This window comes from Agarivorans sp. D1326 (assembly GCF_056958115.1).
This window is the reverse complement of sequence record NZ_JBTWEN010000001.1, coordinates 213,085-225,075: the sequence shown is the minus strand read 5'-3', so window position 1 is coordinate 225,075 and position 11,991 is coordinate 213,085. Positions and strand designations below refer to the sequence as shown.

Below are 11,991 nucleotides of genomic sequence, written 5' to 3'. Positions count from 1 at the left end.
AAACAGTAGGCTTGCTAGTTTTATTGCTTTGCTTGCAAGCTCTTAATTAAGGGCCCGCAAGGAAGTGGTTTTGTTTTTAAAGGTTTCGGTTTCTGAGGTTTACTAAAAGTAGGTGTTTTGGCGAGCTGCTCTTTCCACCAGCTTAGTTCATCGCAACCGTGGCCCTTTGCTATTGGCTTTTGATTGTTACATTGTGTATCGCCCACTGGGCAAACTAAACGCACGTGCATATGAGAGCTATGCCCCCACCAAGGACGTATTTTTTGTAGCCATTCATCACCAGTTTCGCGTTCATCACACAGTTGTTGTTTAATGATTGGGTTAATAAAAATACGCGCAACCCGCTCGTCTTGAGCAGCGACTTTTAGCATGGTTTTATGCTCGTCTTTCCAAGTGTTTTTATTGACGACCAAATTTTTCTTGTCTACCACACTTACCGCATAAGGGCTGGCTAGTTGTTTGGTTACCAGTAAGTCGTCTTCTAGTCGCAACCAAATGTCCACGTCTAAGCCAATTTGGTGGCTACTATGCCCATAGTTAAATTGGCCTCCTCTTGGCATAGACATATCTGCTATCAAAATATTGTTAATGCCTTGGCTGCGCAGTTGTTTGGCGTAATCACTAATGAATGCGATAAGGCTTGGGTGGCCATAAAAGCGATGACGTTGAGCGCGAATAACTTGATAGCCTTCGCCAGCTAAGGGAAGTGCTTTTGCCCCGGCTAGGCAGCCGTTGGCGTAGCTACCAATTGCAGCCGCTGGGGCTTGGTAGGTGCTGGTGGCCTGTTCCCACGGATTGTATTGAGCTTGTGCAGTGAAGCAAGATGCAAGTAACATCAGTGTGGCAGATAAACTCTTCATTCCTTTCGGCTCTCCCTTTAGCGTCCACCTGCTAGTGTAGTCGCCTTTGCCAGTGGTTTCAGTTACATTTAGTCGCAGTATGCCGCTTATGCGTTTCGCATAACAATTGCTTGGCACCAGTTATAAATAGGAAATTGAGGGCGGTGAAGGTGTGTTCTGAATCGAGCTTTACTACTGGACGATTAAAGGTAAGCAAGGTTTACTATAAGCATGCTATCAAGCAAGAAACTGGCTGGTTACCACGTATTGTTGAACTGCTAAGGCCAGCAGTAGTAGAGGCATTACCGCCATATTTTCAGCACATAAACAATGAAAAGGACGCCTTGCGGTGGTTAAACACGGTGTGTTCAGAAAGCCAGCTGTTTGCTGTTTCGTTTAAAGACCAAGCGCTACTCATAGGTTTTTTGTTTGTACATGAACAAAGCAAAAGCACCGTTCACATTGGCTATTTATTGGGAGAGGCTTACTGGCGACAAGGCATTGCCAGTGAATTGTTAAGTGGCTTTATAGATTGGGCAAATCAACATACACCTTATCACTGTTTAGTTGCGGGCTTGGATAGCGACAATCAAGCGTTCAAAACGCTTATTGCTTAAATTAGGTTTTAGCTTGCAGGTAACTAGCGACGCCAATACACAAATATATCATTACAATTTACCATCTTGATTTAGCCTAAGATCTGGCGGTTTGCCCTTATACCACCCGAAATCAGCAAAAAGCTTCAAAGTTTAATATATGCAGTATTCTAGCGACAATAATAATGAGCTTTAGTGTAGGCTAAGTTGCTGTATTTTAAATCTTTAGCTGCTATTGGTCGTCCTCATGTTTAAATACTCTATTGCTGTTCTATTCGCTCTTGCGGTGTTTGTCTCTCCAACACTGCATGCAAAAACTTTGCTTAAACCAGAGGCTGACAGCTACTTCTCAATTACCGGAGGTAGTGGTATTACGCACTTAGATGATGGCGCAAGCGATGAGCAAAAGAAGCAACAGTTTCGCTCCTTCGATATTCGTTTCGCTCAGCACTTTCATAAAAATTGGCGTGTAGACTTAATTCATGCCAACGAAGGGCATCCTTATAATCATCATCGAGATGGTTTTTCCGCACATGCCACTTATGTATACGTTCCAACGGACTGGTTTCGTTTAGAGCTTGGCGCTGGGCCGTACATGTCATTTGACACCACTATTGATGAAACGGGATTGGAGTTAAACGAAAAACGCCTAGGTGCGATGAGTACTCTAGCGTTTATCTATCCTTTAAAACGCTTTAGTGAAAGTGCTCACTTACGTTTGCAATTAAATAGCTACCTTATGGCTGCACGACCTAATGGCAACTCGCTGTTGATTGGAGTGGGCTGGGATATTGATAACTCCGATTATCAGCGTAAGGAAACGCGTTACCAATGGTTTGATGATGCTTGGGTGTCGATTATCAATACTAAAATTAATCATGGTGGCCCAGAAACAAAGGTTGGATACAGCTTTGATTTGGCAAAACGCTTTCATAATAACTTAGCTTTATCGCTAGGCTACATTGACGAAGGGGGCTACAACGGCGCCACCGACCGCAGCGGTATTTCAACCCAGCTATGGAAAGTGATTCCTTTAGGCAAGCGTTTCGAAGGACGAATGGGCGGTGGAGGTTATTTTGTGCTTGATAAAGTTGAGCATACTAGTGCCTACGACTTAAAAGGAATTATTAGCTTTGGGGCTAACTATTATCCTAGCTGGTCATTTTTTGAAGATGGCTACTTAGGTGTAAGCATTAGCCGAGTGATTGATCGTAAGGGTCACCAAGATGATGCTGATCTATTCCGCTTTAGCGTTGGTAAACGCTTTTAGTGATAAAAGGTGGGCTGTTTAGGTGGTACAAAAAACGCGATGAAGCTTGTTTCAACGCGTTTTTAGTTTTGGTTAGTTCGTTACTACTTAGCAGAGCCGTGGCTTACATCTAAGCTGTAGAAGGTTGCTTGAACATAGTCTTCTGGGTTGCCAGAACGGTTTTGGTTATAAACACCAGCTTTAAAATACATCCACTGATCTTTCAAGCCGTAGCCTGAGTTCTGCATATCAACCTTTTGTACAACGTCAGCTTTTCCTTCGCGGCTAATCGTTACCGTCATGTCAGAGCCATTAATATCAATCTCGTAGGAGAATTTTTCACCTAAAGCGATACCATCATTGTATGACTTTGGAATATCTTTATCTTTTTGCTTCCAGTAATTTGGCTTAGTTGGACCAATCATAGGAAAAATTATGTCGTCTCCACCATTTGGCTCATGACTAATCCATACCGAACCCGTTTCATGGTTAGGCAGTTTGCGGTAGTAGATTTTAACTGGCTCGTCATCTGGGGCATGAATTTGGCCAATAATTACTCGACCTTGTTGCCAAATTTCACCGGTAGAGGTGACGTGATCGACAGATAAGGTGGCTTTTAAGTTACCGTCTACACCCGCCGCATTTTTTAATGACTCGGCCGACTCGTTATGACTAAATACCCAGTTGTTGCCATTAACGCCTTTTGTTTTATGGCTAGTATCACCACAGCGCATCATTTCACGAAGTTCTGAGCGAACATACTTGGTATTTTTAGAGGTTTTAATACCTTGAATCGGTGAGCGAAAAACCACACCATCTTTAGCTTCGTTTACGTAAAAGTAATCTTCATGCATTGCGCCTTTAGCAATCTTTTTCTCGCTAAACTCTGTAGGGCGGTCACCATTGTCCAAAGACACTGGTAAGGTTACTTTCCAACAAGATAGATCTAATACTTCTGCTGGCGTAGTCGTGGCCGCAGATAGGCTGGTGCTTAGCGCGCCAAGCATCATAACAACAAGAGTTTTTATTTTCATTCGCTTACCTATAGCTTGTATTTTGAGTTATTGTACTACAATAAGCTCATGATGCTTCTCAAAAAAAGAAGGTCAATTAGCGCGTTAATTATTTGAGACATCAAACTGGATTAGACCCGATTTTAAGTTCTTAAATGTGGGCGGCTACAAAGTAATAAGCTTGTTGAGAAGCGATAAAAATAGCGCTGATCTTAAATTGGCTCTATGTCGTTTTTATAAGCTGAGCCTGTAAGTCCCCCTTGAAGTTCGCTGTTGTACACCGTAATGAGAGAGCCAAGTGTGAACGAACAGAGGTGAACTAAGAGAGCTATGTAAGTGAGGAATAATACTTGTGTGGAGCGGCTAGGTGGGTTACTAAATATATAGTAAGTAAGATATTTTCAGTATTGTCATGGGTTTAGACCATGAAGTTTACTGATGATGCTCATGCGGCTAATCTGTTTGTTATGCTTAGTTAGTTTAGTTATTCAAGGGCTGAAAAACTCAGTCAAGTGAGTTCAAGACAATTTATTTGGTCTAAAGTCATTCATTAAGGTAAAGGTAAGGAGCTAGATATGGATTCATCGAAAACGGAAGCGCTACCAACTCAACAAACCTATTCTATTCCTCAAGAAGCATTTGATTGGTATGACGAATATGCACACGGACTTATTGACCGTCGAACGTTTTTAGCTCGTTTGTCTAAGTTGGCGGCAGTTGGGTTTTCAATGGCGGTGTTATCGTCGGCTTTACTTCCTAATTACGCGTTGGCTGAACAAGTGTCGTTTAACGATCCTGATATTAAAGCAAGCTTTGCAACTTTTGCTTCCCCCCAGGGTTACGGTGAGGGTAGAGGGTATCTTGTTATGCCCGCAAATTTAGAGGGCAAAGCACCCGTAGTATTGGTTATTCACGAAAACCGAGGGCTTAATCCTTATGTGAAAGACGTAGCAAGGCGTTTAGCTAAACAAGGCTTTATAGCCTTTGCCCCGGACGCGTTATACAGCTTAGGCGGATACCCAGGGAATGATGATGAAGGGCGCAGCATGCAGAAGTCATTAGACCGCAGCAAAATTGAACAGGACTTTTTAGCTGCTGCTCAGTTTCTAAAAAAACATGATGCAAGCAACGGTAAACTTGGCGCGGTGGGCTTTTGCTTTGGAGGTTATGTAGTAAATATGCTCGCAGCGCGAATGGGTAGCGAGCTTGACGCTGGAGTGCCATTTTATGGAACGCCGGCGGCCAAAGAGCTTAGAGCCAATATCAAAGCACCATTACAAATTCAATTAGCAGAACTTGATAAGCGGGTTAACGCAACGTGGCCAGAGTATGAGCAAGACCTATTGGCCAATAAGGTTGATTTTGAAATGCACATGTACTCAAAAGCTAACCATGGATTCCATAATGACTCTACTGGCCGCTATGATGAAGAGAATGCAGAACTGGCGTGGAACAGAACTATTGCATTTTTTGAGCAGCATCTAGCCTAGTTATCTTGCAGTGTTTAGGGTTAGTTTTCACCACGTGAAGCTAGCCCTATTCTTTAGCTAAAAATACTTGTTCAGTTTTCGGTAGCGCTGCTCAGCAAACTTGCTAATGTAGTTCCAAGTCTGTTCTATGTAGTGAAAAGTTTATGAAAGCACTAAGTTTTCAGCAAAAGTATCAAGCAATGAGTCGCAAAGATGCTCAGTATGAAGGCGTCTTTTATACCGCGGTTAAAACCACCGGCATTTTTTGTCGGCCTAGCTGCAGGGCGCGTAAACCTAAAATTGAAAATGTGGTTTTCTACGACACCGTGCAAGAAGCATTACAGCACGGTTATCGCGCATGCAAGGTGTGTAAACCGATGCAGCCGCTGGATGCTGCACCTTTAGGTATTAAGCAGTTATTGGACGACCTTCAACAAGACAACTTCACTCGAATTCAAGATGGTGACTTGCGTGAAAGAGGCTTAGATCCCGCGCAAGTTCGCCGTTGGTTTAAGAAACATCATGGCATTACCTTTCACGCTTACCAGCGGATGTTGCGGATTAACTCAGCTTTTAGCCAAATTCAACAAGGGGATAGTGTAAGCAATAGCGCCTTTGATAGCGGTTATGAATCTTTGAGTGGCTTTAACGACAGCTATAAAAAAGTATTTGGCGGAGCGCCTAGTGAACAAAACAAAGCAGTTATCAACATTGTTCGTTTCACCACGCCCATTGGGCCAATGTATGCCTGCGCCACTGATAAAGGGCTTTGTTTATTGGAGTTTACCGATAGACGCATGCTAGAAACTGAGTTTGCCGATCTTACCAAGCGATTAAAAGCGGTGATTTTGCCAGGAGATAATCCGCACTTAGACCAAGTTCAACAGGAAATTGCAGAGTACTTTGCGGGAAGCCGCAAACAGTTTGACGTGGCGCTAGACACCCCAAGCACCGAGTTTAGACAAAAAGTTTGGCGAGGCTTAATGGACATTCCTTACGCCGAAACGCGCAGTTACGGCCAACAAGCCGAATATCTTCAAATTCCTAATGCCGTGCGAGCTGTGGCATCGGCGAATGGGCAGAATCGCATTAGTATCATTATTCCCTGTCATCGGGTAGTTGGCGCTAATGGTCAATTAACCGGTTATGGTGGGGGGATTCACCGCAAAGATTGGCTGTTAAAACATGAGCAGGCAAATCGCTAAATCTTTTGGTTTTACTGGTAGAAGGAAGGCGCTTTATCACGCAGCAATCAAGCTTAAAACAACAGTTGCACCATTGGTTAGAAGCTCAACAAGGCGTGAGTAGCGTGTTTTGGCCAAATGATAAAGGCGGCTTTTATGGCTTTCGCTATAAAGAATGTGAGTTTGCTCATTTTCATCAATCTGATGAACTTGATCTAAAGCTAGGCAAAAACACCATTGCTAAGTTGGGTTTGGAGCGGCCGGTTCGCTCGCTTGTCCACCCCAAACGCAGCGCAGGATCTGCATGGATAGAGCTAGCATTTAGTGATTCGCAAGATCTAGAAAAGATAAAGGACTTGGTGAAGCTGACAATATCTCAGCTATAGTTGCTCTAGGCCGCGAGTTATAAGCGGTTAATATCTCGACATATTGAAGTTAGCTCATAGTATTTCCGCAAAATAGCAATATAATACTACTATTGCTGATTATAGGTTATCACCATGCCGCAAACCCTACTGCCAAATATTATTGAGTTCCTCTCGCAAATTTATCCCTTTAATTTGTTGCCACCTGAATTGCAGCGTCAAATAGGGGAGTCGGTGCAAATTACCTATTTGGCGCGTGGCGAAAAAATCAACTTTGGCAGCGAGAAGCAAGAGTGTTTTTTGTACATTATTCGCACTGGCGCAATGGAGCAGCGTAAACCCAATGGTGTTTTACGCTCAAAGTTAGGTGAGGAAGATTTATTTGGTTTTACTTTTTTAGCGCCACTTAAAGATGCATTAGACGGTTACAGTGCTACGGCGATAGAAAACGCCTTGTTATACATGGTGCCACACAGCCAACTCACTCAGTTACTAGAAGAGCATCCAGAATATGCGGATAGCTTTGCTTCAAAAGCGCGAGTGCGCTTGCAGTCGGCGCTTAATGTTGTGTGGTCAGACAATGAAAAAGGTTTGTTTTTCAAAAAAGTCTCTGAAGTTGCTAGCGGTACCGTGGCAGTTGTTACTGGTGACATGTCTATTCAAGCGGTGGCTAAAGAAATGCGCGAGCAATGCCGTTCATCAACCGCTGTAATCAAACAAAATGGGGTGATTAGTGGCTTAATTACCGACCGAGATATGACCAAGCGAGTAATTGCAGAGGGCTATGACATAAGCTGCCCCATCAGCGAGGTGATGACAAAACCTGCCATTACCACCAAACCTAACGACCTTATTCTTACTGCTGCTTCGTTAATGATGGAGCACAATATTCGCAGTTTACCGGTAGTTGAAAACAATCAGGTACTTGGCTTACTTACTACCTCGCACCTAGTGCAAAAGCATCGGGTACAAGCCATTTTCCTTATTGAAAAGATCAAATACACCGAAAGCATAGAAGGTCTAGCTAAGCTCACTCCCGAGCGACAAGCTATTTTTGAAGCTTTAGTGGAAGGCAAAGTAAGGGTGGAAGTAATCGGCCGCGTAATGGCGATGATTATGGATGCTTACAATCGCCGGCTTATTCAAATGGCTGAGCAAAAGCTTGGCAAGCCGCCTTGTGCGTATACTTGGGTGGTGGCTGGCTCGCATGCCCGAAACGAAGTGCACATGCTCTCTGATCAAGACAGCGCAATTATTTTGCCAGAAGGCGTGAGTAAATCAGACAAAATCTACTTTACTCACTTAGCCATGTACGTGTGCAATGCGATGGATAGCTGTGGTTACCCATTGTGTAACGGCAAATTTATGGCAGCTACGCCTAAGTGGTGTCAGCCAATAAATGTGTGGAAAGAGTATTACCGTAAGTGGGTTTCTAACCCAGAATACAGCATGCTACTTAACGCTACGGTATTTATGGAAGTGCGTTGTATTCATGGTGATGGCAGCTTGTCTGAGCAATTGCAGCAGTATTTGTACAGTTTGCTAAATAACAATAAAACCTTTTTAAACTCGTTAGTGACAGACTCGGTTTCGGTAAACCCACCGCTGGGTATCTTTAATAATTTGGTGTTAGAAAAAGGCGGAGAACACAGCGAAATGCTCGATATTAAAAAGTACGCTTTGTTACTGATTGTCGATTTAGGCCGAATTTATGGCTTGGCGGTAAACTGTGATGATACTGGCACCGAGCAACGCTTTAACCAAGCGGCCAAGCAGCATATTTTAAGTGATGATGCCCTTAAAGATGTATTGGGTGCTTACCGCTTTATTACCCAGTTACGTTTTCGCCATCAACTAAAAGCCTTAAAAGAGGGGCAACAGCCCGACAACTACATCGCACCTAAAAGTTTTGGTAACTTTGAGCGTGAACACTTAAAAGATGCCTTTAGAATTATTGGTAATCTGCAAGATGCAGCCAAGCTGCGTTTTAGTGAGAAGTAAATTTAGCTATGTTTAAGCGTTTTAAACCCATAGCAAAACTGACTAAACAGCGCAGTAAGGCTTTAGCTTCTACACAGTTACCAAAGCAGCTCGTTGAGCTTCTAAAGTCTGAACTACCTAAAGAAAATGAGCTAATAAAAGACCTAGATTTTTTAGCCTTTGATATAGAAACCACCGGTTTAGACCCCAGCACAGATCAAATCTTAAGCATTGGTTTTGTGCCAATGAAAAACTTGCGGATCAACATGCAGGATGCAGAGCATTATTTCGTAAATAGCGGCACCCAGGTAAAAGCCGAAACCGCTGTTATTAATCAAATAGTGCCAGAGATGTTAGAGCAGGGCATTAGCCTTGATGCGGCAATGGATAAGCTATTCAAAGCTATGCACAACAAAGTTTTATTGGTTCACGGTCGCTGCGTGGAGCAACAATTTATAGAAGCGTATTTGCAGCAGCGTTATCAAGATAGCCACTTCCCAGTGTTATGGATTGATACCTTAAGTATCGAAAAGTCTTTACTCGCGAATGTAAATCGTCAAAAAACTGGGGATTATCGTTTAGCTGCAGTACGTAAACGCTATGGGCTACCAGAATACCCAGGACACAATGCATTGGCAGATGCAGTCGCCACCGCCGAATTATTGCTTGCTCAAAGCAAACGTGTTTATGCGCAAACCCAGCAAGTTATTAGTGCTTTAGTAAAGAACTAAGTTTTAGCTGCCGGAATACAATTTCACAGTAAATGGCTGCCCCATTGGTCATCTCATCTGCATTACAAAGCTAAAGCTTGATCATTCTTGATGTTGTCATTCTCTTAAAAGTAAGGAAGCGACAATAAGCTTTGAACAGAATTTGAGGCGTTTTTGGGACAATAACGAGTTAGCACTCGTTGAAAATAGGCAGCTCTATAGCTTTTAAAGCAAAACTTTGAGTTCTACTTATGAACTTCGATACTTACATGTCTCAGCTTGGGAATATGTTGTAACTGCTGTTTATAGGCTATCAACGAACGAGGTGCTTCGCTACGTATTGAGATTACAGCGCTAAGTGACTTCTCTCCGAGGTGCCAAACATGCAAATCTGTGATGTCTATCTCTTCGTCTTTCAAAGCTTCACGCACACGGTTCTCGGTGGTTTGACACTGTTGGTCGAGTAAGTGGCTACTTGTCAATGATATTAAGCCCCAAGCCCATTTACTTATAACTAGAGCTCCCACAATACCCATTACTGGGTCTAACCAATTAAGTCCAGCGTATTTGCCAGCGAGCAGAGCGAATATAGCGAGTAATGATGTTAGTGCGTCGGCCAGTACGTGCATATATGCTGCGCGTAGATTGTGATCTTGGTGAGAGTGGATGTGTTCTTCGTCATGGTGATGATGGTGATCATCTTTGAGAATCCAAGCACTTACTAAGTTAACTAACAAGCCAATAACAGCAACTAAAATCGCTTGATTAAAGGCAATCGCTTGTGGCTCGAAGAAGCGAGTAATCGACTCAATTATCATGAGAAGAGAAACTACCGCTAAAGCAATTGCACTGGCAAAACCTCCAAGCGAGCTGACTTTTCCGGTACCAAAGCTGAACTTGGGGTTGTTTACGTGCTTGCGAGCATATCGATAAACGAAGATAGTTATCGCGAATGCAGCAACGTGAGTCCCCATGTGCCATCCATCAGCAAGCAAAGCCATGGAGCCAAACCAAGTTCCAGCAACAATTTCAACTATCATGGTAATGGCAGTAAGCGTTAATACAATTAATGTACGCTGTTCACCTTGATTGGTGTGGTGAGAAAAATCGTGTTGGTGAGCTTGGCTGCTAATATCAAAAGCGGCTTGATGTTGGTGATCCATAAACTTATTTACCATCCCTGTAAGTAAGAATTCTAATAAAAAATAGTAACTGTTCTCACTCTTATTCTCGCAAACCCAATTTATCTATATGATAAGTTAGATCAAAAAAACAGCTGATTTGAGTCACGCTAAAGGTCTTTTCATTCTGTAGTTATTTACGATTTAGAAAACTAAGGTCAATGCTATCAGCAGGCTAGCTGCCAATATCGGCCAAAGCCCAGGCTTGATGTTAGGTTTGCTTGCGATATCTTTATTCTTATAACCACTGAACATCGCTCTCAAGTAACCACGCTTCCTTAAGCAAAAGTATCCAATCGCCAGTATGTGAATTGCGATAAGCGCAAATAAGTAATCAACGTTACTTGAATGGAGGGCTTTAAACCATTCGTAGTATTCTTCATCCACGCAGGCATATAAAGGTCCATCAGAAAGAATGTCATCAGAATTAAACAAGCCTGATAGAAGTTGTATGAACAGCAGTACCCATAAAGCCAGCACCATATAAGAACCGAGGTAAGAGTGGCCAATATGTATTCTTTCTGAGCCGCCCAATTCTTGTTTAAGTTCATCGAGTGCACCTTTAGGATGAAGCTGTAGTGACTTAAACAGCGCGGTTTCACTACCAAAGTAGCCCCAGATGAAACGAACCAGAAGCAAAGCCAAGAGTGCCAAACCTAGCTGCATGTGCAAATCAACTTCATCGTACTTCATACTTAACCACAAGCCGACTAGCAGAGCTAATTGCAGCCAGTGATAAAAACGAATAAACCTGTCCCACACCAAAACTTTTTGTTTAGCATTCATCATCACCCTCTCACTCTTTGTTTTAGGCGCATTAGGAGTCTCGCGAGGCCGCCAATTTATGACGGCCAATAAATAGCTATTTATCACAACTCATACGAAATTCTTTATGACTTCGTTTGCTGTGCTTCTTCACTTCGATTAGGGTGTTTTTGACGAGTTTCTTGTCATCAACTTGTTGTAGTTGGCCAAATAACACCAACAGTTCATCCATACCTTTCATATAGCTCATATGTGCCATATGGGTATTGTGGTCCATACCTTCCATATCTGGCATGTTACCGTGATCCATACTTGAATGGTTCATATCCGAGTGGTCTACGTTAGCCATCTCTGCCATATGATCATCATGCTCAGCCATGTGATGTTCGTTATCTTGCAATTTCAGTGGGATCAGTTGCTTGGCTTCTTTAGCATTAATAATCAGTTGTGCTGCATGTTGCTGCATAGCTGTCTTATCATCACCTTTGAATGCATCAACGTAGGCTTTAAGCTCAGATTTCATGTCCTCCATAACCGAGCCAAGCTTGGTGTCTTTACAGTGTTCACTGTGGGCATTGGCTGTAACGCTCACAAGCGTAAGGATGGATGCGACAAATATTGAAGCTAGTTTTTTCATAAT

At 42.8% G+C, this 11,991-nt stretch carries 12 protein-coding genes; 7 read left to right on the top strand and 5 right to left on the bottom strand.

All coding sequences use genetic code 11. The features are described 5' to 3' along the window. Positions 1–20: 20 nt before the first annotated feature. Positions 21–860, bottom strand: a complete 840-nt coding sequence (gene mepA / locus ACYFDN_RS00960) for a penicillin-insensitive murein endopeptidase (RefSeq protein ID WP_483509707.1) — start codon at positions 858–860, stop codon at positions 21–23. A 143-nt stretch (positions 861–1,003) separates the two neighbouring features. On the opposite strand from mepA, the gene ACYFDN_RS00955 reads away from it, so the two are divergent. Together ACYFDN_RS00955 and ACYFDN_RS00950 are read left to right on the top strand one after the other, a co-directional pair. Continuing rightward, positions 1,004–1,456: a GNAT family N-acetyltransferase gene (locus ACYFDN_RS00955; RefSeq protein WP_483509706.1), complete on the top strand. Its 453-nt coding sequence runs from the start codon at positions 1,004–1,006 to the stop codon at positions 1,454–1,456. A 226-nt stretch (positions 1,457–1,682) separates the two neighbouring features. Then, positions 1,683–2,705, top strand: coding sequence for a hypothetical protein (locus tag ACYFDN_RS00950; RefSeq protein ID WP_483509705.1), 1,023 nt, complete (start codon positions 1,683–1,685; stop codon positions 2,703–2,705). A gap of 83 nt (positions 2,706–2,788) precedes the next feature. On the opposite strand, the gene ACYFDN_RS00945 is transcribed toward ACYFDN_RS00950, so the two are convergent. Beyond that, entirely contained in the window at positions 2,789–3,718 is a 930-nt protein-coding gene (locus ACYFDN_RS00945) for a polysaccharide lyase family 7 protein (protein ID WP_483509704.1), read from the bottom strand. Positions 3,719–4,272: 554 nt separating this feature from the next. On the opposite strand from ACYFDN_RS00945, the gene ACYFDN_RS00940 reads away from it, so the two are divergent. From ACYFDN_RS00940 to ACYFDN_RS00920, 5 genes are all read left to right on the top strand, one after another. Further along, positions 4,273–5,187: a dienelactone hydrolase family protein gene (locus ACYFDN_RS00940; RefSeq protein ID WP_338626053.1), complete on the top strand. Its 915-nt coding sequence runs from the start codon at positions 4,273–4,275 to the stop codon at positions 5,185–5,187. 143 nt (positions 5,188–5,330) lie between these two features. Further along, the gene (locus ACYFDN_RS00935; protein ID WP_483509703.1) at positions 5,331–6,371 is read left to right on the top strand and encodes a bifunctional transcriptional activator/DNA repair enzyme AdaA; all 1,041 of its coding nucleotides are present in this window, start codon (positions 5,331–5,333) and stop codon (positions 6,369–6,371) included. Positions 6,372–6,376: 5 nt separating this feature from the next. Next, positions 6,377–6,736: a luciferase domain-containing protein gene (locus tag ACYFDN_RS00930; RefSeq protein ID WP_016403668.1), complete on the top strand. Its 360-nt coding sequence runs from the start codon at positions 6,377–6,379 to the stop codon at positions 6,734–6,736. Positions 6,737–6,850: 114 nt separating this feature from the next. Then, the gene (locus tag ACYFDN_RS00925; RefSeq protein ID WP_483509702.1) at positions 6,851–8,716 is read left to right on the top strand and encodes a putative nucleotidyltransferase substrate binding domain-containing protein; all 1,866 of its coding nucleotides are present in this window, start codon (positions 6,851–6,853) and stop codon (positions 8,714–8,716) included. A gap of 8 nt (positions 8,717–8,724) precedes the next feature. Continuing rightward, positions 8,725–9,426, top strand: a complete 702-nt coding sequence (locus ACYFDN_RS00920) for an exonuclease domain-containing protein (RefSeq protein WP_483509701.1) — start codon at positions 8,725–8,727, stop codon at positions 9,424–9,426. Between the two features lie 224 nt (positions 9,427–9,650). On the opposite strand, the gene dmeF is transcribed toward ACYFDN_RS00920, so the two are convergent. From dmeF to ACYFDN_RS00905, 3 genes are all read right to left on the bottom strand, one after another. Continuing rightward, on the bottom strand, positions 9,651–10,568 hold the full coding sequence (dmeF, locus tag ACYFDN_RS00915; protein ID WP_483509700.1) for a CDF family Co(II)/Ni(II) efflux transporter DmeF: 918 nt from the start codon (positions 10,566–10,568) through the stop codon (positions 9,651–9,653). A gap of 162 nt (positions 10,569–10,730) precedes the next feature. Then, positions 10,731–11,375, bottom strand: a complete 645-nt coding sequence (locus tag ACYFDN_RS00910) for a cytochrome b/b6 domain-containing protein (protein ID WP_483509699.1) — start codon at positions 11,373–11,375, stop codon at positions 10,731–10,733. A gap of 73 nt (positions 11,376–11,448) precedes the next feature. Continuing rightward, positions 11,449–11,988 (bottom strand): copper resistance protein CopA, encoded by a 540-nt coding sequence (locus ACYFDN_RS00905; protein WP_152780912.1) that lies wholly within the window; start codon positions 11,986–11,988, stop codon positions 11,449–11,451. Positions 11,989–11,991: the final 3 nt, after the last annotated feature.

Coding starts and splice junctions, on each gene's coding strand:
- mepA (WP_483509707.1), bottom strand. CDS start 860: ATGAAGAGTTTATCTGCCACACTGATGTTACTTGCATCTTGCTTCACT.
- ACYFDN_RS00950 (WP_483509705.1), top strand. CDS start 1,683: ATGTTTAAATACTCTATTGCTGTTCTATTCGCTCTTGCGGTGTTTGTC.
- ACYFDN_RS00945 (WP_483509704.1), bottom strand. CDS start 3,718: ATGAAAATAAAAACTCTTGTTGTTATGATGCTTGGCGCGCTAAGCACC.
- ACYFDN_RS00940 (WP_338626053.1), top strand. CDS start 4,273: ATGGATTCATCGAAAACGGAAGCGCTACCAACTCAACAAACCTATTCT.
- ACYFDN_RS00935 (WP_483509703.1), top strand. CDS start 5,331: ATGAAAGCACTAAGTTTTCAGCAAAAGTATCAAGCAATGAGTCGCAAA.
- ACYFDN_RS00925 (WP_483509702.1), top strand. CDS start 6,851: ATGCCGCAAACCCTACTGCCAAATATTATTGAGTTCCTCTCGCAAATT.
- ACYFDN_RS00920 (WP_483509701.1), top strand. CDS start 8,725: ATGTTTAAGCGTTTTAAACCCATAGCAAAACTGACTAAACAGCGCAGT.
- dmeF (WP_483509700.1), bottom strand. CDS start 10,568: ATGGATCACCAACATCAAGCCGCTTTTGATATTAGCAGCCAAGCTCAC.
- ACYFDN_RS00910 (WP_483509699.1), bottom strand. CDS start 11,375: ATGATGAATGCTAAACAAAAAGTTTTGGTGTGGGACAGGTTTATTCGT.
- ACYFDN_RS00905 (WP_152780912.1), bottom strand. CDS start 11,988: ATGAAAAAACTAGCTTCAATATTTGTCGCATCCATCCTTACGCTTGTG.